The 20014-nt window shown below is 54.3% G+C and carries 18 protein-coding genes and 1 pseudogene; 8 read left to right on the forward strand and 11 right to left on the reverse strand.

Features of this window, described 5'->3' with window-relative positions; genetic code table 11:
• Positions 1-266, reverse strand: a pseudogene (locus tag JI62_RS22890) (7-carboxy-7-deazaguanine synthase); the annotation flags it as partial.
• Positions 266-979, reverse strand: a complete 714-nt coding sequence (gene queC, locus JI62_RS10085) for a 7-cyano-7-deazaguanine synthase QueC (protein WP_088700030.1) — start codon at positions 977-979, stop codon at positions 266-268. The gene queC and the pseudogene JI62_RS22890, both read right to left, overlap by 1 nt.
• A 220-nt stretch (positions 980-1199) precedes the next feature.
• Here queC and JI62_RS10090 point away from each other — a divergent pair, with 220 nt between their 5' ends.
• Entirely contained in the window at positions 1200-1625 is a 426-nt protein-coding gene (locus tag JI62_RS10090) for an SRPBCC family protein (RefSeq protein ID WP_088700031.1), read from the forward strand.
• Positions 1626-2294 (forward strand): TVP38/TMEM64 family protein, encoded by a 669-nt coding sequence (locus JI62_RS10095; RefSeq protein WP_170938525.1) that lies wholly within the window; start codon positions 1626-1628, stop codon positions 2292-2294. It abuts the gene before it with no gap.
• 10 nt (positions 2295-2304) lie between these two features.
• Here the strand turns inward: JI62_RS10095 and JI62_RS10100 are convergent, their stop codons facing one another.
• The 9 genes from JI62_RS10100 to JI62_RS10140 all read right to left on the reverse strand — a co-directional run bounded on the left by JI62_RS10100 (position 2305) and on the right by JI62_RS10140 (position 11346).
• Positions 2305-2544, reverse strand: coding sequence for a DUF2789 domain-containing protein (locus JI62_RS10100; RefSeq protein WP_088700033.1), 240 nt, complete (start codon positions 2542-2544; stop codon positions 2305-2307).
• 86 nt (positions 2545-2630) lie between these two features.
• Positions 2631-3707, reverse strand: coding sequence for an asparaginase (locus JI62_RS10105; protein ID WP_088700034.1), 1077 nt, complete (start codon positions 3705-3707; stop codon positions 2631-2633).
• A gap of 30 nt (positions 3708-3737) precedes the next feature.
• Complete coding sequence (locus tag JI62_RS10110; protein ID WP_088700035.1) at positions 3738-4949, reverse strand: CynX/NimT family MFS transporter; 1212 nt, start codon at positions 4947-4949, stop codon at positions 3738-3740.
• A gap of 8 nt (positions 4950-4957) precedes the next feature.
• Positions 4958-5461 (reverse strand): hypothetical protein, encoded by a 504-nt coding sequence (locus JI62_RS10115; RefSeq protein WP_088700036.1) that lies wholly within the window; start codon positions 5459-5461, stop codon positions 4958-4960.
• A 95-nt stretch (positions 5462-5556) separates the two neighbouring features.
• On the reverse strand, positions 5557-6813 hold the full coding sequence (locus JI62_RS10120; protein WP_088700037.1) for a DEAD/DEAH box helicase: 1257 nt from the start codon (positions 6811-6813) through the stop codon (positions 5557-5559).
• Between the two features lie 272 nt (positions 6814-7085).
• Entirely contained in the window at positions 7086-7592 is a 507-nt protein-coding gene (locus tag JI62_RS10125) for a helix-hairpin-helix domain-containing protein (protein WP_088700038.1), read from the reverse strand.
• Between the two features lie 65 nt (positions 7593-7657).
• The gene (locus tag JI62_RS10130; protein ID WP_088700056.1) at positions 7658-8245 is read right to left on the reverse strand and encodes a PqiC family protein; all 588 of its coding nucleotides are present in this window, start codon (positions 8243-8245) and stop codon (positions 7658-7660) included.
• A gap of 64 nt (positions 8246-8309) precedes the next feature.
• Positions 8310-9995 carry an intermembrane transport protein PqiB gene (pqiB, locus tag JI62_RS10135; protein ID WP_088700039.1) on the reverse strand — a complete coding sequence of 562 codons (1686 nt, stop codon included), beginning with the start codon at positions 9993-9995 and terminating at the stop codon, positions 8310-8312.
• Positions 9988-11346 (reverse strand): paraquat-inducible protein A, encoded by a 1359-nt coding sequence (locus JI62_RS10140; protein WP_088700040.1) that lies wholly within the window; start codon positions 11344-11346, stop codon positions 9988-9990. The genes pqiB and JI62_RS10140 overlap by 8 nt, the downstream gene beginning before the upstream one ends.
• Positions 11347-11709: 363 nt before the next feature.
• On the opposite strand from JI62_RS10140, the gene JI62_RS10145 reads away from it, so the two are divergent.
• The 6 genes from JI62_RS10145 (at position 11710) to JI62_RS10170 (ending at position 19802) form a co-directional block, all read left to right on the forward strand.
• A complete protein-coding gene (locus JI62_RS10145; protein ID WP_088700041.1) occupies positions 11710-12687 on the forward strand; it encodes a calcium/sodium antiporter in 978 nt (325 codons plus the stop codon).
• A 273-nt stretch (positions 12688-12960) separates the two neighbouring features.
• A complete protein-coding gene (locus tag JI62_RS10150) occupies positions 12961-14376 on the forward strand; it encodes a cytochrome ubiquinol oxidase subunit I (protein WP_088700042.1) in 1416 nt (471 codons plus the stop codon).
• Positions 14377-14378: 2 nt separating this feature from the next.
• Positions 14379-15380, forward strand: a complete 1002-nt coding sequence (gene cydB / locus JI62_RS10155; RefSeq protein WP_088700043.1) for a cytochrome d ubiquinol oxidase subunit II — start codon at positions 14379-14381, stop codon at positions 15378-15380.
• A 3-nt stretch (positions 15381-15383) separates the two neighbouring features.
• Positions 15384-17057 carry a thiol reductant ABC exporter subunit CydD gene (cydD, locus tag JI62_RS10160; protein WP_088700044.1) on the forward strand — a complete coding sequence of 558 codons (1674 nt, stop codon included), beginning with the start codon at positions 15384-15386 and terminating at the stop codon, positions 17055-17057.
• Entirely contained in the window at positions 17054-18760 is a 1707-nt protein-coding gene (cydC, locus tag JI62_RS10165) for a thiol reductant ABC exporter subunit CydC (RefSeq protein ID WP_088700045.1), read from the forward strand. Before cydD ends, cydC begins: the two co-directional genes overlap by 4 nt.
• 49 nt (positions 18761-18809) lie before the next feature.
• Entirely contained in the window at positions 18810-19802 is a 993-nt protein-coding gene (locus tag JI62_RS10170) for an adenosine deaminase (protein WP_088700046.1), read from the forward strand.
• Positions 19803-20014 lie beyond the last annotated feature (212 nt).

Below are 20014 nucleotides of genomic sequence, written 5' to 3' on the forward strand. Positions count from 1 at the left end.
GTCGCCTGCGACTTGGCGTCACCGCTTTGGTTGGGCCACAGCGCGGCAATGTGCTCAGCAAGCTCGGTAGCAGTGGCAAACTTACCGCCATTGATACCGTTAGTGCCAATAAAGTCAGTGTCGCAAAAAGTGCATTTAGCCGTCGCTCGATCAAGCTCACGGCCCGACCACAGATTGCAGCCGCTAAAACGACAGAAAACGCTCGCTCTTCCTGCTTGGGCACCTTCCCCCTGCAGAGTATAAAAAGCTTCTTTAACCTGATACATCAGCGCTGACCTACTGCGCTGTCTACGCTGTAAGCCAGTGGATCGGTCACGCCGTTGGCGGCAAAGGCGGCCAGCCGTTCGCGACAGCTACCGCATACGCCACAGGCCATTTCACGGCCTTCATAGCAGGTCCAGGTATGGCGGTAATCCAACCCCATTGCCAGGCCTTCACGCAGGATATCGGCCTTACTCGCAGAAAGATAAGGAGCATGTAGCTTCACTGGCTCGAAGTTGGCAATGCCCGCTACGTGATTCATCGCCTCGACAAATTCGGGTCGACAGTCAGGGTATAGAACGTGGTCACCTCCATGGGCACCGTAGTCGACTCGCTCTGCGCCAATGTTCACGGCCTTGGCAATCGCCAGGGAGAGCAAAATCATATTACGATTAGGCACCACGGTAGCGCGCAGGTTGTCCGTGTCATAGTCGCCCTGGGGCATCGCCTGGTCTTGATTGGTGAGCGCTGAATTATCAATTAAACCGTGTATCGCACGAATGTCGACCACTTGATGGGGCAGGTCTAACGAGGCGCACACTTGGCGTGCCGTATCGAGTTCGCGGGCATGGCGCTGGCCGTAGTCAAAGGAAAGCGCGTGTACGCTAAGCCCTTCACGCAGCGCGCGGTGAAGCACGGTAAAAGAGTCCATTCCGCCGGAATAGATAACAACGGTGGTGGTAGCTGTATTAGCAGTCACTTGGGGTATTGATGACATAAGAAAGCACTCTTTGTCGGAGAATTTATTAATCGCGAGCAGCCTTTAGCTGGCGCGGCGCTCCGGGGTCCGGTCCGGAAGGGCGGCAGTTTACGCAATAGACGTTAGTCTGACCAGTTCTAGCGCTTACCATGTACCTGATTGAAGTAAAAAGTGCGTAGGCGGGCAGCATGAATATCAACATGCTACGCTATTCATCCATGTTGTTAGAGGCGAACCAATGGCAACGATTGAACATAGTGAAATCATTAACGCTCCGCCCGAACGTGTGTTTGAATTATTGCGCCGTGTCGAGGATTTTGCCGATTACTCGGATTTGATTCGCTCGATAGAAACGCTGGGCGAAAACCGCTATCGCTGGCACGTGCGTGCTGTGGGCATGGACTGGGCGTTTGATGTCATGGTGACCGAGATCCAGCCGCCCCATGTGCTTGCCTGGGAGTCGCTGGACGGTGTGAAGAACCAGGGGCGGTACCGTCTTCGCGAGGTGGCAGAAGGTACCGAAGTGGCGTTGACGCTCAGCTATGAAATTCGCAATCGCTTAATGGAGAAGGCCGTAAACAAAGCCGCCAAGCCGCTAGTCGGAAAAGTCAGTCGACAAATTCTTGAGCGTGTAGAGGCGCGTTTGCATGATAAGCAGGTTTGAATGAATAACCCACCAAGATACCCTTGGCGTTGGGCGTTAGGGTTTACATGTTTTGCCATGCTGGCTTATGTGTGGCTTTGGTATTCGCCAGATTTGATGGCGGTGAAGCAGTGGGCTTCCCAGGCATCGCATCATCCTGTCGTTATTATCGGGGTGATGGTGATCATGGCTGTGACGTTAGCCATTGGATTGCCCGGCAGTATTGGGCTGTGGTTAATTGCACCCTTTTACCCACCGATAATTGCCACCGTGATGCTGACACTAAGCAGTGTGGTAGGCGCGTTGGGAGCGTATCAAATAGCCGCTCGCGCTGGAAAAAACTGGAACCCAAGCGGTTTGACGTTGAAGGTTATGAAGATGCTGGAGCAGCGTAGCGACTTGATGACCCAGTGTGCTTTACGGATATTGCCTGGCTTCCCTCACTCGGTTATCAATTTTGCGGCAGGACTGCGTGGTATTTCCCTTAAGACTTATTTGTTGGCAGCAACGCTTGGTTTAGCGGTCAAGTGGGGAGTTTATAGTAGTGCGATTTATGGCGCTTTGGAGGCAATTGAGGAGGAGAATGCGCTGCAATTTGATGTGGTGCTGCCATTAATAGCGCTGGCGATACTGTTATTGATTGGAGCTTGGTACAGGCGCCGCATAGAGGCGGCGCGCAACGTTCATTAACTCATCAAGCTTATTGGGCCTTATGCATGGAAGCATCAAGATGATCAACCACCTCTGCCCAGTCGGCGTCCTCATCCACGGCCTCTTTTAGAAATTCTGCCTGTCCCTCGTTCCAACAGGGGGCTTCAGCCAAGGGCATCGTTTCCGGGAGCGGAGCATTGCGCTGGATAAAGCGTTCTATCGAATCAGGGTCAGATGCTAGGCCCAGCTGTTCGAACAGTTCGCTGAAATGATGCACTGGCTTTTCCATAATCTTTTGCTCCTTCAAACGGTTAGATAGATCCTTTCAACATAGCTTGATTCTCAGCCTACGCCAGCATTCAAAGCTTTGCTTGATTAACGTTCGCCGACGAGTGGGGTTAAAAAGCGCTGACGCTGATCTTCCAACGTGAGCGGTTGGGCCAGTAAGTGGGCCAGCTTGGTGAACGCTGCCTCTGGGGTCATATCATCGCCAGCGAGTACGCCGGCATCGTTAAGGCCGTGTCCCGCTGCGTAAACGCCCAGGTGGACGCTACCCTGCGGGCACAGGCTAATGGCAGCGAGTAATTTGCCTTCGCCACTGGCTCTGGCGAGTACGTCAAGCAAATGAGGAGCGTTGGGAAGGTTGCCAGCGCCCCAAAGCTGAAGCAACGCCCCTTTAACACGCGAATCACTCAGCCATGCCTCTAGCTGCCACGCGGATATGCCCGGCCAAAGAGCGATGCGAACGATCTCTCCCTGATTGACCAGACGGTAGTCGGGGAGCTCGAAACGCGGCGCGCCACGCTGTTGCAGGCCAAGCCCGCGGCTGGGGTAATAAACAAAATCGTCGCCTACGCGCTCGCCGAGCAGTGGGTAGTTGGGGCTGGCAAAGGCGTTGGCTGCTTCGCTGTGCTGCTTGATAGCTCTGGCTCCCCGCAGCAATTGCCCTGCAAAGTAAATAGCCACTTCTTGGAGCTCGGGCTTAGCGGCAAACTGCAGCGCGCCGTGCAAGTTGTCCAAGGCATCACTGCCTGGCGATTCCAATGGCGACATTGAGCCGGTGACGACCACTGGTCGATCTAAGCCCTGAAGTTGATAGGCAAGGCTCGCGGCGGTCCAGCTGAGTGTATCGGTGCCGTGAATAATCACGAAACCGGCGTAGGCCGTTAACTGGTCGTTAATATCGCGGGCGAGCTGTTGCCAAGTGAGGGGAGTAGCCGCACTTGAGTCAATCAGCGTGGTGTAGCTAACAACCTCATAAGACGGAAGTGATTGCTGTTGGGCAAGCGGTAGTTGGTTAAGCGCCGTCGCCATGCGAGTAGTGAAGTCTCCACCAGGCCTGAGCCCTTCTGCATGCTGCTGCATACCGATAGTGCCGCCCGTGTAAATAACTAAAATGCGCTCTTGGGAGGAAACGCTGTCGGCTAGAGGTGAGTAGGGGGGCATCGCCATCTCCTGGGGCTTTATGCGAAACCTGCTAATTCAGAAAGTAGGCGTAACACGTTGTACCAAAAGTTCGCCACTATGATCGTCTAAGCGCTGATTGCGGCCCGCAAGCAGCGCAAAGCCACAGCAAACCAGGATCAGGGCAATCAACAGCCAGGCGATATGTGGGGTGTTGGCGCCTGATTGCAGCATAACCCCCACACCAAAGGGGCCGAGTGCGGCCAGCGTATAGCCACCGCCCTGGACAAGCCCAGAAAGCTGACCGGCAAGGCGTGAGTTGGCCGTGCGTAATACTAACAGGCTTAGCGCCAGGCTAAAGCTGCCACCTTGGCCGATACCCAGCAGTGCAGCGCCGGGCCATTTCCATACCAGTGGGGCGATAAGCAGCATCCACAGGCCCATGGCGGTGCTAAGCAGCACAAGCAGCAGCGCAGGACGCTGGTCACGCCCCATGCGGGCAAGCCAGGGGGCGCCCAGCGCTGAGGCAAGCTGGCACATAATAGACACCGCCATGGTCCAGCCCGCATCGGCCTCGTTATAACCGCGATCAACCAGCAGTGTAGGCAGCCAGCCAAATACGATGTACGCCATGGAGGATTGAATACCCATGAACAGCATAACGTGCCAGGTAAGTGGCTGCTTAAGAAGCCGTAAAATACCGCTTTTAGGCGCTGTTGATGTGTTGGTCATGGTGGTGCGGGGCATTTGGATGTGCCAAAGCACTAGCGCGAATAACGCCAACAGTGACCAGCTCATCAAGCTCGCCTGCCAACTGCCGAGCAGTTGGGTCAGTGGAACGCTGAGTCCGGCACCTAAAGCGCCTCCCAAGCAGAGCGCCATGGTGTATAAGCCAGTGAGCAGGTCGGCACTGTCGGGGAGTTCACGCTTCACCAAGGCCGGTAGCAGGGTGCCACCAACGCCAATTGCACAACCTGCCATCGCCGAGCCGATAAAGAGCCCGCCGGCAAGCGGCAAGCCACGCAAAATCAATCCAACAGCCAGCAGTGTCAGTGCCACACTCAGCGCCCGTTCACTGCCTATGCGTTTAGCCAGGGCAGGGGCAAGTGGGGCGGAGAGGCCTAAAAAAAGCACGGGGAGCGTGGTGAGTAGACCCGCCGCGCTAGCGGAAAGCCCGGCGCTTTCTTGCAAGCGGGTAAGTAATGGAGCAACCGAAGACATGGCGGGCCGTAGATTTAGCCCCACCACAACCATCAGTAAAATAAACGTAATCGAGCGACGCGTTGCCATACGAGTGCTTACTTAAGGTGGGGACGCAAGTCTCCGCGAACGGCATCGAGTAGCGTAATAAAGTGGTAATCCTGGGGAGTGTCCAGGCAATCAACTCTAACGTTAGTGCGCATGCCTTTATCCATATTCAACTGGTCGAATATTTCTAACGTTAGCTTACGTGCAGGCTTATCACCTGGCGCCAAGATGCCATCTTCAAGGGTGAAGGTCTCCAGCAGGGTGACGCGTACGCGGGTACTGTTACCTTCGCTAAGCATGCGGCGCACAAACAGCCAGCCTTCGCAGGGGAGGGCGTAATTGTCATCCCGCTGGCGTAGGAAAATCGTACGATAGCAGGCGCCTTCGATTGAGGCCTTTTCAGCCATACTGCGATAGGCCTGCACCACTTGGTTTGCTGACGCCCGGGCGTCCTCTAAACGCTGCACGATTCCTTGGTGTTCGCGGCTGAGCTGCTCTTGACGTTGAAACGTCAGCCATTGGCGGTACTCGGTCATCAGTTGAGAAGACGCCATAATCACTCCGTGAAAGGTATTGGCTAAAATAGCTGCGGAAAACAGCGGCTTGGAATATGCAAAGGCGACACCTTCGCATATTCCTGCGCGCTGAGCTAGCGCCGTGCGCGACGTTTACGCTCGCCACCGGTATTGGCACTCTGGCCTTCGGGTTTGCGTTTGGCGCGCGGCTGACGTTGATTGCGTCGGCCATTTTCGATGGGCTCAGGTTTGATACTGGGGTCGGGCTCAAAACCTGGCTCAATGTGCTTAGGCAGCGTCTGTTTGATCAGGCGCTCAATGTTGCCCAGCAGGGCGTCTTCATCGACACATACCAACGAAACGGCTTCGCCATTGCTGCCAGCCCGACCGGTGCGGCCAATGCGGTGGACGTAATCTTCCGCTACGTTGGGCAGGTCGAAATTAACCACGTGGGGCAGCTCATTGATATCCAGACCGCGAGCAGCGATATCGGTGGCCACCAGTACCTGTAGGTCGCCACTCTTGAATGCCGTTAGTGCGCGAGTACGAGCTCCCTGGCTTTTATTACCATGGATTGCCATGGAGGGGATGTCCTGCTTGGAGAGCTGCTCGGCAAGGCGGTTAGCACCATGTTTGGTACGCGTAAATACCAGCACCTGGAACCAGCCATTTTGCTGAATCAAGTGGGCCAGCAGTTCACGCTTCTTCTCGCGATCAACGCGGTAAATGGCCTGCTCAATTTTGTCGGCAGTGGCATTGCGCGGCGCGACTTCAATCATCGCCGGGTTATCCAGCAGCTGTTGTGCCAGGGTCTGGATCTCGTTAGAGAATGTCGCCGAAAACAGCAGGTTTTGGCGCTTTTTAGGCACTAGGCGCAGCAAGCGTTTAATGTCGTGAATGAAGCCCATATCCAGCATACGGTCAGCTTCATCAAGCACTAAGATCTCAACGCAGGAGAGATCCACATGCCCTTGCTGATGGAGATCCAGCAGGCGTCCAGGGGTGGCAACCAGTACATCCAAACCCGCTTTTAGTGCATCGATTTGAGGCTGTTGGCCGACGCCGCCAAAAATAATATGGGAGCGCAGAGCCAAGTGTTGTCCATAGGTCGATACGCTTTCGCCTACTTGAGCGGCAAGCTCACGGGTGGGGGTTAGTACCAGTGCGCGTACCTGACGTTTCCCAGGCCGCTTGCCAGTGCTTAAACGTTGCAGCATTGGCAGCGTGAAACCAGCGGTTTTACCCGTGCCGGTTTGGGCGCTGGCCAGCATGTCACGCCCCTCTAGTACGACGGGAATAGCCTGTCGTTGTATCGGGGTGGGTTCGGTGTAACCTTGCGCTGTGACAGCGCGTAACAAATCGGCGTGCAGGCCAAGTTCAGAAAAGCTCATGCGTTCTCCGCAGTCACCTAGTGAATTAATACCGGTAAATGGTTGTTATCACTAGGTGTTATGTTCAAAAAGCGAGGTTGATTCACCTTCGCGGCAGCGAAGTGTGCCAGATAATTCAGCGTGCCGCGATGGTCGTTGGTTAGCCGTGGATGACCGTGACAGGAGACGTGAAGGTTATAGCGCCAAGCAGCACTATCATCCTGGTGTGCACGGACACACCAGAAAACTACGTGTCAGTAATAAGCCGGGTAGTGTAACACGGTTATGGGGCCTCAGCTTGTTTCGCTGAATCGTTCCAGTGGCGGTGCCTGGGCATGCAGTGGAATTAACCGTGCTAACGTAGCCGCGGGCAAGTCGAGCTGGGCGACTTCCTTGGGAGGTAATGCAAAAAAGTGCTTAGGGGTGAAAACACCAAGTTGAAACAGTTGGCGGGCCGTGGCTGGCCCTATGCCATCAAGCGCCAGTAATTGTCGTGCAAAAAGGGTGAGAAAACGACTGTTCTGCTGTTCATCAAAATCGGCGCTAGCCGTTTGATAATAGTGCCCCGCTTGAAGGGTAATGAACTGCTCAATGCGCTGAAGCGCGGCTAGCGTTGAGGTGTCACGACTTAGAGCTGTTAACTGGCCACGCAGCTCGTCGTGGCTATTTAAAGCCGTTTCGAGTACATCTAGCGTCAATTCACCCTCAAGCAGTGCCGTGACGGTATGCATGAGGGTGTTAATGGTATCGCGCAGTTGTTCAACGGGCAGGCCTGTGGTCTGGCTTTGTTCAGCTGTCATAGTGACATCCCTCAGAGGGTTAGCATTAAGCGTAGTGCAGCAAGCTCCGTTTAGAAAAGCGCTGATTAATCAAAATAATCGCCCTGACGTATTTCAGTGGCGATCAGTTCGGCGGCTTGATCCCAACTATCACTTAATGCGCGCACCAGGGCTGGGTAGCCATCTTCTGCTAGAGGGGTTTCTGCATAGAAGTTTTCCATCACTAACAGCTCTCCAGCATCGTTAAGTAATTGCCATTGGCCGCTAGCCACGGCGACACCGTCAAAGCGCCCCTGGAATTGATCCACGTTGAGGCGCAGCGTCAAGGCGTTAGCCTGTTCGCCTTCCGCACGCATAACCCTAAGTGTTGGCAGCGCTTGCGCCAGGTTGGCGCGCAGATTCCGTTCTAACTGCCTGCCTAACCCTTCTGCCCACTGATGCTCGCGAGCGGCGTTCAACGTAATGTCGTCTAGCTGCATCACAATGCCGTCGACATCCAGATAGTGGGCAAGCCGAGGTGAGTTCACTATAAGCGTGCCCTCGGGCTGGCGAGCGGTGCTAGTCAGCGGGTCGCTCGGCAGCATATAGCGAGAGGGTGGTGTGACGCTGCTGGCGCAGGCCGAAACCAGTACGCAGACCATCAGCAGCGGCAAACATTTTATCCATGTCAGCATACTTGCTGCGTTTAACATATTCGTCCCTTTGAATATCTGCGTCCCTGTGAGCATAGTGGGCTCCTTAATCTCGTGGCGCGCGCGGAATGGGGTCTTGGGCATCCAGATTGTCAAACAACAGCGCTCTGGGGTTGTCATTGAGCGTACGTGTCAATGGCTGTAGGTCACGCATCAAGCGATCCAGCCGCTCAATGGCCGTAGTAAGCTCTTGATAAGCTGGCGATGAAGGCGATAAGCCCTGGAGCGTGCTACGTAGTTCATCCAGCGTCGCGTTAAGGTTTCCTCCAACGGCCTGTGTTTCAGGATCATTGAGCAACTGGTTCAGAGAGGCGCTCACTTCGCGAACTTCATTCAGCATCTGTTCGGAGGCCTGTAAGTTACGATCCAAGCCGGTTAGCAGCGGTTCAACCTCAAGGGCGTTTAGCTTATCAAGTAAATTGGTCACTTGGGCCTGTATTTGGGCAAAGCCGCCAGGGACGGTGGGGAACACTGGACGATCCGAGAAGCGCTCGGCAACATACTGATCAGCCAAGTCTCGCTGAAAGTTTAAGTCGACAAACAGGGCGCCCGTTAGCAGACTGCCATTTTTTAGCGATGCGCGTAGCCCCAGACCAAACATACGCTGGAACCGCGCCTCCCACTCATCAAGGTCAATATCGCTATTTTCAATACCCAGGCGCTGAGGCTCAATCCTGATGAGTACGGGGATGGCAAAGCGGGCCCGTGAGTCGGGCTGTGGTGCGGTAAAATTCCAGGGCACGGCAGCAACGGTACCCAATCTCACACCGCGAAACTCTACAGGGGCTCCTTTGGACAGTCCGCGCACTGTTTCGTCTACCAGCAGTACATACTCTAGATAGCGATTAAAAGTACCTTCGCGGGCGGCGTTTTCATCGGCATAGAGAGTGAACCGGGTATTGGCTTCAACCGGCTGTCCCATGGGCAGGTCTTCGGGTACGCCAAAGGTAACACCGCCACCCAGGAGTGCTTCAAGGGATTCAACGTTAACGCGCACACCGTCGGAGTCTAAGCGAAAGTCAATACCGCTAGACGTCCAAAAACGTGTGCTGTCGGTGACTAAATCGGTGTATGGCTCTTCGATAAACACCTGATGCTGCATGGTGCGTGAGAGAGGCTCAAAATTATTCTCTTCGATACGCCCCACGGTATAGCCCTGGTATGAGACAGGGTCGCCCACCCGCAGTGAGTTGCCCAGTTGGCTCGTCAAACTAAGACGTAGCCCCGCTTGGCCGGCGGGCGCAACCGGGGGGATATCGCTGACGGGAAATTCCCGCCGTGGTGCTTCCGCGGTGCCTGGTTCAAGCTGAATATAAGCACCTGAGAGTACGGTGCCCAAACCACTAATCCCCTCACGGCCAATGCGTGGTTTAACCACCCAAAAGCGGGTGTCTTCGCGCAGAAGATCCTCAACCTCCGGCTGAATACGAGCGGTCAGTACGGCATGGGAAAGGTCGTCCGACAAGCGCACACCTTGCACCCGGCCCACTTCAACATTACGGCTGCGAATCAGCGTATTGCCCGCCTCAATACCCTCAGCACTCTCCATGGTCAGTGTCACCAACGTGCCGCGACTGGCGTAGTTGTCATAAACCAGCCATAGACCAATGGCAATCGCAACGATAGGCACGACCCAGATAGGGGAGAGCCGGGTTTGGCGTGAGGTTTTGGCCTTATTAAGATCCTGGTCGTTTGTTGGATTGGTATTAGGCGGTGTTGTTTCATTAGCCATCAACAGGTTCCTTGGTGGCCGCTTTACGGCGAAGAAGGGAGTGACGAGGTGGAAGCGGAGTGTCCCAAATTAAACGCGGATCAAATGTCATCGCCGCTAGCATGGTTAATACAACCACCGAGCCAAAAGCGAGTGCCGCCGGGCCTGGTGTAATTGACATCAAGGAGCCTGCGCGAATCAGTGCCACGAGTATGGCCACCACAAAAACATCGACCATTGACCAGCGTCCAATAAATTCCGTTAGACGATAGAGTCGCGTACGGCTTTGGGCGTTTAATGCGCTGCTACGCCGAACCACTAAGCATAGCCAGATTAACGCCAATAACTTGCCGACGGGAACGATCACGCTGGCAATAAAAATAACCGCCGCAATCGGCCAGGAGCCCATCTGGATTAGTTGAACCACGCCGCCAATGATGGTTGAAGGTGAGGAGTTGCCCAGGCTGGTGGTAGTCATAATGGGATACACATTAGCAGGAATGTACATAACGGCCGAGGCGGCGAGAAGTGCCCAGGTGCGCTGTAAGCTATGCGGCAGTCGCTGATGAAGCTTTTCATTGCAGCGAACGCAGTGACCACGCCCCTGGGGCGATAAGCGGTTGATCAGCCCGCAGGTAGGGCAGCCGGTCAGGCCTTGAGCGCCAGCAGGCAGTCCTGTTTGCGTACCTTCGGGAGCCAGTGGTTCTCCTTCTAACGAGAACCACATCCAGTCGGCATCCAGGGACTGGGTTGTCATCAGTAGCAGTAGTGCAAAAGCACAAAACGCCCAGAAGGAGATGCCTATTGTTACATCGGCCAATCCGGCGATTTTTATCAGGCTTACCAGAGCGCCGATAATGAACACGTCGGCCATCATCCATGGCGTTAAGTGCGCCAGTGAGCGTGCGATGTCACGGCTAAAGGGCAGGGGGCGATCGCGCAGTAACCCAAACTGGAGCCAAAGGACACCCAGTAGATAGACCGCGGGGAGTACCACAATGGTCATAATGACGGCGATAGCGACCACTGGCTGGTGAAAGCCAATCAGTGTGGTGGCGGTCTGAGTTAGCTCAATACGATTACTCACCCCGCTGACCGTGAAACTGATAAAGGGGAACGAGACCGCGACCATAAGCGCAACAAGGGAGGCGATGGCCAGGGCCATACTGCGCTGTGCCGGGTAGCGATGGCGTTTAACCAAAACATGTGAACAGCGCGGACAGCTGGCTTTCTCACCTGAGTTTAACGGCGGCAGTGCCGATACCCAGTCGCACTCGTGACAGGCACGCAAACGCCTTCGCTGAGTTCGAGCCTCAGGTGGCAAACGGTCAACAAGGGGGGCGTTAACCGGTAATGTGCGGCGCTTAATCAATCGTTGTGGAAGCAAAAAGCAAAACTCTCAGTGCGAACCCTTAGCAAAGCTACTAGGATGTGGCGGATTAGGCTGTCAAATGCGCATTTTAGCAAGCCTATGTCGCTGAAAGAGTGTTAAAAAACATAGGCTAGCCGCTTGACCAAAGCGTTAGTTTAGACAACGATGCTGCGGCGCAGTGACGAGCAGTTAAATGCGATCATAAAGGCCGCCTACTTTTCTGTCAGGTTGGTTCCTCATTAAAGTGTCGCAGCATAGAGGTCAGGATAGCTAGTAATAGCATCTGACTGCCGTCGCTATGAAGTGGTACTTCGGTACAAAATCTGCAAACTGTGACAATCATTATGTCATGAAGGAAATGGAATGTTGCTTCCCACATTAGCGGTTGTGCTTGGATTGGTTTTATTGGTCTGGAGTGCCGAGAAGTTTATCGACGGCGCGGCGGCAACATCGCGCTGGCTTGGCCTGTCCCCATTGCTGATCGGGATGTTGATCATAGGATTTGGAACCTCGGCGCCAGAAATGATGGTGTCCGTTCTGGCGGCTATGGACGGAAACCCTGGCTTGGCTGTCGGTAACGCCTACGGCTCAAATATTGCCAATATCGGTTTGATTCTCGGTTTGGTAGCCCTTGTGGCGCCGCTGTCGGTGCATTCTAGCGTTATCAGTAAAGAGATGCCTATCCTGATGCTGGTCATGCTGGCGACGGGTTTGATGCTGCTGGACGGATTTGTCGCGCGCTGGGAGGCCGTGTGCCTTTTGCTGGCGTTGGTTGTTTTTATCGTTGTGAGTATCGTTCGCTCGCGCAATCAACCCGAAGATGCGCTGGTTGCTGAAGTAGCAGAAACCCTGGATAGCAAACCGATGTCCCGGGGCAAAGCTATCATGTGGACCCTGGTAGGGTTAGTGCTGCTAATCGCCAGTTCACGGCTACTGGTGTGGGGAGCTGTAGAAATTGCGCTGCGCTTTGGTGTGAGCGACTTGATTATTGGTCTTACCGTGGTCGCTATTGGCACGTCGCTACCTGAGCTAGCCTCCTCTATTACCGCCCTGCGCCGAAATGAGCACGACATGGTGCTGGGGAATGTGGTCGGATCCAACCTCTTTAACAGCCTGGCGGTAGTCGGCCTTGCCGGCGTTATTGCGCCCATTGAAGCTGGGCGCGAAGTGCTGGTGCGCGACTGGAGTGTGATGACCGGAATGACGCTGTTGATGATCCTGTTTGCATTCTCCTGGCGTGGCCGCCCTCGGCGTATAAACCGCTTGGAAGGGGGGATTCTGCTGGCGCTATTTATCGCCTACACCGGTTATATGGTCAGCGTCGTCATAATGTCGCGATAGCCTTATTGCGTCATTGCGCCTCATGCGGGGGATTGGTGCGTCAATGCGACTCATCTTGGACATCCGATGGCTGTAATATAATGATTGTCCAAGAGGTGTGCTAGTGATAGAAGCTTAGTTCCGCAACGCAAACGCAAAGCAGCGTTGTACTAAGGAGCCTTGCGTAAAGAAATAAGCTTAGTGCTTATAACTAAAAGTGTCGTGCCATGAAGGCTCAACTAAGCTTGTGTTAACCCATCCATGGGATACCGATTCAGGTCTTAGGAGAGTGAAATGGAACTTGATCCGCTGGTGTTGTCACGATTGCAATTTGCATTTGTCGTGTCGTTTCACGCCATCTTCCCCGTGTTTACGATTGGCCTTGCATCCTACATAGCGCTGCTTCATGGCCTTTTCTTCAAGACGAAGAACCCTGCGTGGGATCGCCTTTCGCTATTCTGGACAAAGGTATTTGCCGTTGTCTTTGGCATGGGGGTGGTATCAGGCATTGTTATGTCATTCCAGTTTGGTACTAACTGGAGTAACTTTTCCCAGGCTTCATCGAACTTCCTTGGCCCCATGCTCAGCTATGAAGTCGTCACGGCGTTCTTTTTAGAGGCAGCCTTTTTGGGCGTGCTGCTGTTTGGTCGCGGTAAGGTGCCCCAAGGGGTTCACTTATTTGCTGCCATTATGGTGGCAGTGGGCACTTTTATCTCCTCCTTCTGGATTCTGTCCGCTAACAGCTGGTTGCATACCCCGGCAGGTGTTGAGTTGGTCGACTTCCGTTTCCACGTGACCTCCTGGAGCGAGGCGATCTTTAACCCCTCGTTTCCCTACCGCTTTATGCATATGGCCGTTGCCTCCTTTCTAACCGGTGGTTTTGTTGTGGCAGGGGTGAGTGCCTGGTTTCTGTTGCGCGATCGGGATCCGGAAGCGAATCGTCGCGCGCTCTCTATGTGCCTTTGGCTACTGCTTTTTTTAGCGCCCACCCAGGCAGTTATCGGCGACTTCCATGGCATTAATACGTTAGAGCACCAGCCGACTAAAGTGGCGGCGATGGAAGGGCATTGGGAAACCTCTGGCAATGTACCGCTGCTGCTGTTTGCGATTCCTGATCAAGAGGCTCAAACCAATCACTTTGAGCTGGGTATTCCGAACCTGGCCAGTATCATCTTGACTCACTCTGTTGATGGGGAGGTGCCGGGAATAAGCGAGGCGGCGCCTGAAGAGCAGCCGCCGGTGCTGATTGTTTTCTGGGGCTTCCGTGTCATGGTGGGCATTGGGCTGCTGATGATTGCGGTGGCGTTGACGGGGCTAATCTTGCGTCGCAAAGGGCGCATCTACGACAAGCGGCTATTTTTAAAAGGCCTGACGGCGATGATCCCCATGCCGTTTATTGCTGTCTTGGCGGGTTGGATCGTCACTGAGTCAGGGCGCTCCCCGTGGTTGGTTTACGGCATGATGACTCATGCAGAGGGATTGACGCCCTCACTCACTGGCCCAATGGCGCTGTTTACGTTGATCGGCTATGTCTTGGTCTATGCTGTGGTGTTTTACGCCGGTATTTATTACCTGACGCGCGTTGTGCGTAACGGCATGCTGCCGGAAGAGGAGCGCGAAACCACTGATGAGAACTTCAAGCGTCCGATGCGGCCTATGTCGGCGGCACATACACCTTTTGACGATGACGTTGACCCGGTGAGGAGCTAGACATGGAAATGTTCGATCTAACGTTGATTTGGGCCTTCATCATTGGTTTCGGCATCATGATGTATGTGCTAATGGATGGTTTCGACTTGGGGCTTGGAATTCTTTACCCCTTTGCACCCGATGAAGATGCCCGGGATGTGATGATGAACTCGGTAGCGCCGATATGGGATGGCAACGAGACCTGGTTAGTCTTGGGGGGAGCAGGCCTGTTGGGTGCTTTTCCGCTGGTCTATTCGGTGTTTTTGCCCGCGCTTTATATCGGTGTTTTTCTCATGCTGGCTGGGCTTATTTTCCGCGGCGTGGCCTTTGAGTTCCGCTTTAAATCCCGCCGTAACCGCCGTTGGTGGAACCGCGCTTTTTGCTGGGGGTCTGCGATCGCCGCCTTTGCCCAAGGTGCGGTGGTAGGGGCCTATATCCAGGGCTTCCCGGTTGAGGATTTTGCCTATGTGGGCGGCGCCTTTGATTGGCTAACGCCTTTCTCAGTGTTAACCGGGCTGGGCTTGATGGCGGGTTATGCGCTGTTGGGGGCTACTTGGCTGATACTGAAATCAGAGGGCCATGTGCAGGATTGGGCCTATAAGATTACTCCGCTGCTACTGGCAATAGTGCTGTTTGTTTTCGCCGTAATCAGCCTCTGGACGCCGTTTGTGAACCCGTTGGTATGGGAGCGCTGGTTCGGGAATATTCAACTGATCTGGGTTTTTCCATTCATGGCTTTGGCTTGTGCCTTTGTGGTTTTCCGTTCGGTGCAAAAACGGCGTGAAGGGGTGCCTTTCCTGGCCACTATCGGCATTTATGTCTTTACCTATTTAGGTCTGATCGTCAGTAAATGGCCGGTGATCGTGCCACCGGATTATACGCTATGGGATGCGGCTTCCTCGCCGGAGTCACAGCTGTTCCTGCTGGTAGGTATGGTATTCGTTATCCCGATTATATTGACCTATACCGCCTGGACCTATTGGGTGTTCCGCGGCAAGGTGCGTGTAGGCGAGGGATACCACTGATCCATGATAAATGAAGACGCGCTTTCTCTTACGCCGCGCAGCTGGTTGCAAATGTTGGCTAAGGGAGAGCGTAAGCGCCTGCTTGGTTCAGCGCTTTGTGGCGTGATGGCAGGTAGTCAAACGATCGTTGTGGTGGTGGGGCTTGCTTGGCTTATTGATCAGTTGGTGGTTCATGACCAATCGCCCATATCTTTAGTGCCGATATTTTCCCTGCTGGTGGGCTGCGTGCTGTTACGCGCAGCCTTTCAGTGGGGGCATGAAATGCTGAGCCTGGAAGCCAGTCTGCGTATTCGACAACGTGCCAGAGCTCAGCTGTTGGATAAACTGTCCGCGCTAGGCCCGATTTGGCTAACCAGCCAGCACAGCGGTTCCCTAGCTAACCAAGTGGTCGAGCACATTGATGCGCTGGAAGGCTATTTCGCGCGTTTTTACCCTCAACTACGAATTACACTCTTCTTGCCGCTATTGATACTGGCGGTGGCGGGGTGGCTCGATTATTTGGTGGCTCTGTTTCTGTTGCTTGCTGCGCCGCTAATTCCGCTGTTTATGGCGTTGGTTGGTATGGGGGCGGAGCGCCTTAATCGTGATCAGTTTGTTGCAGTGTCTCGATTGTCGGCGCACTTTATTGACCGTGTGCGGGGCATGACCACACTTCAGCTTTTTGGCCGCACGGCAGCGGCGCAGCAGGAGGTTTGGTATGCCACTGACGGTTATCGGCGCCTTAGCATGCGTACTCTTCGCCTAGCCTTCCTCTCATCGGCGGTGCTGGAGTTTTTTTCCTCGGTCGCGATTGCGGTTGTGGCCATGTACGTCGGTTTCGGCCTGCTGGGCTACATCGAGTATGGGCCGTCTCCTGCACTGACGCTTTTTTCGGGCTTGGCGGTGCTGCTGCTTGCACCCGAATTTTTTCAGCCTCTGCGCACCCTTTCTCAGCACTACCATGATCGCGCTGCGGCTTTGGGCGCTGCCGAAAGCGTGGTGAATATACTCAACCAGGCAACCTTGGTGAGCAAGCAGCGTTCTCTGATGCCGCTGTCGCATAGATCAGCCATAGAGTTAACGGCGGTTTGTGTTACTTACCCTGGCCGTGGGCAAGTGATAGGCCCAATCAATCTCACTATTCAGCGCGGCGAAGTCGTCGTGCTCAGCGGTGCTTCCGGCAGCGGCAAGTCGACGCTGCTGGCGCTGCTGGCGGGCTTTATCGCCCCCAGTGCTGGGGAGTATAGGCGGCAGGAAGATAGTCACTTTGCCTGGCTGGATCAGCAGCCCTCTCTCTTGCATGGCAGTTTGATCGATAATTTGCGCTTAGCGTCCCCTGACGCTTCCCGTGAAGAAATGCTCACCGCACTAGAGCGAGCGGGTTTTGGGCCCCTGTTAACGCAACTGCCCGATGGGTTGGATACGTTAATAGGCGAGCGCGGGGTAGGGTTGTCAGGTGGTCAGGCGCAGCGCCTGGCCCTTGCACGCGTCTATCTCAGCAATGCATCACTGGTGCTGCTAGACGAACCGACGGCGAGTTTAGACCACGAGACTGAGCAGTTGGTGATGGCCCCTTTGCTAGAGCTTGCCCAAGAGGGCCGCACTCTGGTGATAGCGACCCATCACCCGGCAGTTATTGACGCGGCCCAGCGCCATTTGGCGTTTGAGCAGGGTGAGTTGGTGGAGGTCTCCGAATGAGGGCTATTTACCGCGACTTCTGCCCCTGGCTGCTGCTTCTCCTCCGGCGTCGTCGACGTTTCTTGTTGGGCACTTTGTTGGTGTTTGTCACCCTGATGGCTGGGCTGGCGCTTTTGGGCCTATCGGGTTGGTTTATCACCGCTAGTGCCCTGGCCGGTATCGCGCTTTCCATGGGGTTGCCCGCACGGTTAGATGTTTACGTCCCCGGTGGAGGCATTCGTTTTTTTGCCTTGGCGCGCACTATAGCGCGCTACATGGAGCGGCTGTATAACCATAATACGGTGTTAACGCTGCTTGCGGATCTGCGTTATCGGGTGTTTGGTTATTTGACGCGCTTTGATGATGCTCGCTTGCGTGGTGAGCGTGCCAGCGACTGGCTGAGCCGTTTAACGGCGGATATCGATACCCTGGATAATTTTTATCTGCGCCTCTTGGTGCCACCGTTAGTGGCGCTACTTAGTGTGGTGGCTGTGTCGCTGTTTGTGGCTATTTGGCTGCCCGGGGTTGGCGTGCTGATGGCAGTGACACTGGGCTTGCTCTGGCTAGTGGTGACACTGTTAGCTGCTGTCTGGGGATTTTCGCAAAGCTATCAGCAGGTGGTTGATCAGCAGTCGCTGCGTCGTCTAGTGGTCGATCAAGTACAGGCCTCAGCTGAGTTGATGAGCTACCAAACGACCCAGTGGCATCGGACCATGATCGCTACTCAAGAGCAGCAAGCGTTCAGCAATCAGCGTCGCTTGGGCCGTAAGGCGGCGCTAATAAACTGCCTGGTGAGTGTCATAAGCGGTTTAATGGTAGTGGCAGTCGTGTGGTTCGCTAGCCTGGTATTCAGTCAGCAGTTGGTGTCGGGCCCTATTCTGGTGATGGCTGCATTAATAGCGCTGGGAGCGAATGAGGCGTTTATTGCACTACCCGCGAGCTTTATCAAACTAGGCGCTAGCTATGCAGCGGTGCGTCGGTTAAATGCGTTAACCGGCGACTCATCGCCGGCTGCCCCCGCCGTTTCGCTGCCTGAAGACGTTGGCCTAAGCATCCAGGTTAATCAGCTCTCTCTGCGCTATGCGCAAACATTAGAGCCCGCGCTAAAGTGTATTGATCTTCACCTGCCCGCTGAAAAGCGAGCCGTGATTACCGGCAATTCTGGTGCCGGAAAATCGTCTTTAGCCAGTGTGTTGATGGGGCGCTTACAAGCACCTCAGGGTGAGGTAATGGTAGGCGGCGTGCCAGTGTGGCAGCTCTCGGCCGAAAGCCGTGCTAATCATTTTGCCATGCTTACTCAGCAGGTGGATCTGTTTGATGCCTCTATTGCTGAGAACCTGCGTATTGCAAACCCCACCGCAAGCGATAACAAGCTTTGGGAGGTATTGAGTGCCGTTGCCTTGGATAGCTGGGTTGAGCAACTGCCGAAAGGCTTAGCCACAGCGGTGGGAGAGAAAGGCCAGCAGCTTTCGGGTGGCCAAGGTCGGCGTTTGGCATTAGCACGCCTGATGCTATGTAATCCTCAAGTGGTGATTCTTGACGAGCCGTTTGCAGGGGTAGATGTGGCGACGGCAAACTACATCGCGTCTTCTCTGGATAAATGGCTGAGTAATCGAACGGTTATCTTCTTTGTCCATCAAGTTAGTTTGCTGAACCCATTGCCTGGGGTCGAGTACCACTGGCATCTAGATGCCGGTAAACTTAACCAATGCCCGCTTAAATAATCGATAATGAGCGACATTGATTAATTGATAAGACCGCTAGGAGCCCTCCATGCACGAATTTTTACGCAATCTCCCTAAAGTAGAGCTCCATTTGCATATCGAAGGCTCTCTGGAACCAGAGTTAATGTTCGCGCTAGCACAGCGCAATGGGATTGAGCTGCCCTATACGACAGTTCGAGAAGCCAAGGACGCTTATCACTTCAATGATCTACAGGGGTTCCTGAATCTCTATTTTCAGGGCATGAGCGTACTGCGTAACGAGGAAGACTTTTACGATCTGGCGATGGATTATTTCAAGCGCGCGCGGGAGGAGGGTGTTGTGCATATCGACATGCATTTTGATCCCCAGGCGCATCTACAGCGTGGCGTGCCGCTTGAAGTGGTAATGGCTGGGCTATTAAAAGCTAAGCAGGAGGCAGAGGATAAACTCGACCTCTCTATCGGCATGATCATGGCTTTTCTACGCGACCGTCCCGCAGAAGAGGCGTTGCATGTACTTGAGCAAGCCGCTCCCTATTGGAAAATGCTAGATGCTATCGGTCTGGATAGTGCTGAGCACAATAATCCACCGTTAAAATTTGTTGAGGTGTTTAAGCGCGCTAAGCAGCTTGGGCTTGTGCGTGTAGCCCATGCCGGGGAGGAAGGCCCAGCAGAGTATATTAAAGAAGCGCTGGATGTTCTTGACGTTCAGCGTATAGATCATGGGGTGCGCTGTTTAGAAAGCGATGAAGTAGTTGAGCGTTTACGCCGTGAGCAGGTTGTTCTAACGGTCTGCCCGCTCTCCAACGTCAGCTTGAAGGTAGTAGAGGATCTACGTGATCATCCGCTGCCCAAGCTTTTGGCTGAAGGGCTTAAGGTAACCATTAGCTCGGATGACCCCGCCTATTTTGGTGGCGGTATGTTGACCAATCACATTGCTTGCGCCGATGCGTTTGGTTGGGACGAAGCGGTATTTCGTCAGCTAACCCGCAATGCTATTGAAGAGGCTTTTGTTACCCCGCAGCGTCGTCAAGAGCTGATGGCTCGTTTGGCTACAGCTTAAACGGTTTACGCCGAGTTAATTTGGTAGGTGTGACGGCTATTAAATGCAGTGCTAGGTTTTTACTCATAAATATTCAAATCGCTGTTGACCCTGGCGGGAAATCGGGTAGTATACGCCACACGTCAACGGGGCACTGCCTCAGCGACCAGCTCTTTAACAATTTGATCAGGTAATTCATGTGGGCGCTTGCTGATGTTGGTGACAAATCACCA

Origin of the sequence: Halomonas campaniensis, from assembly GCF_002211105.1 — a bacterium.
Classification (GTDB): domain Bacteria; phylum Pseudomonadota; class Gammaproteobacteria; order Pseudomonadales; family Halomonadaceae; genus Vreelandella; species Vreelandella campaniensis_A.

Coding starts and splice junctions, on each gene's coding strand:
- JI62_RS10170 (WP_088700046.1), top strand. CDS start 18,810: ATGCACGAATTTTTACGCAATCTCCCTAAAGTAGAGCTCCATTTGCAT.
- queC (WP_088700030.1), bottom strand. CDS start 979: ATGTCATCAATACCCCAAGTGACTGCTAATACAGCTACCACCACCGTT.
- JI62_RS10105 (WP_088700034.1), bottom strand. CDS start 3,707: ATGGCGATGCCCCCCTACTCACCTCTAGCCGACAGCGTTTCCTCCCAA.
- JI62_RS10130 (WP_088700056.1), bottom strand. CDS start 8,245: ATGCTGACATGGATAAAATGTTTGCCGCTGCTGATGGTCTGCGTACTG.
- JI62_RS10115 (WP_088700036.1), bottom strand. CDS start 5,461: ATGGCGTCTTCTCAACTGATGACCGAGTACCGCCAATGGCTGACGTTT.
- JI62_RS10150 (WP_088700042.1), top strand. CDS start 12,961: ATGGAACTTGATCCGCTGGTGTTGTCACGATTGCAATTTGCATTTGTC.
- JI62_RS10125 (WP_088700038.1), bottom strand. CDS start 7,592: ATGACAGCTGAACAAAGCCAGACCACAGGCCTGCCCGTTGAACAACTG.
- pqiB (WP_088700039.1), bottom strand. CDS start 9,995: ATGGCTAATGAAACAACACCGCCTAATACCAATCCAACAAACGACCAG.
- JI62_RS10110 (WP_088700035.1), bottom strand. CDS start 4,949: ATGGCAACGCGTCGCTCGATTACGTTTATTTTACTGATGGTTGTGGTG.
- JI62_RS10120 (WP_088700037.1), bottom strand. CDS start 6,813: ATGAGCTTTTCTGAACTTGGCCTGCACGCCGATTTGTTACGCGCTGTC.
- JI62_RS10095 (WP_170938525.1), top strand. CDS start 1,626: ATGAATAACCCACCAAGATACCCTTGGCGTTGGGCGTTAGGGTTTACA.
- JI62_RS10090 (WP_088700031.1), top strand. CDS start 1,200: ATGGCAACGATTGAACATAGTGAAATCATTAACGCTCCGCCCGAACGT.
- cydB (WP_088700043.1), top strand. CDS start 14,379: ATGGAAATGTTCGATCTAACGTTGATTTGGGCCTTCATCATTGGTTTC.
- JI62_RS10100 (WP_088700033.1), bottom strand. CDS start 2,544: ATGGAAAAGCCAGTGCATCATTTCAGCGAACTGTTCGAACAGCTGGGC.
- cydD (WP_088700044.1), top strand. CDS start 15,384: ATGATAAATGAAGACGCGCTTTCTCTTACGCCGCGCAGCTGGTTGCAA.
- cydC (WP_088700045.1), top strand. CDS start 17,054: ATGAGGGCTATTTACCGCGACTTCTGCCCCTGGCTGCTGCTTCTCCTC.
- JI62_RS10145 (WP_088700041.1), top strand. CDS start 11,710: ATGTTGCTTCCCACATTAGCGGTTGTGCTTGGATTGGTTTTATTGGTC.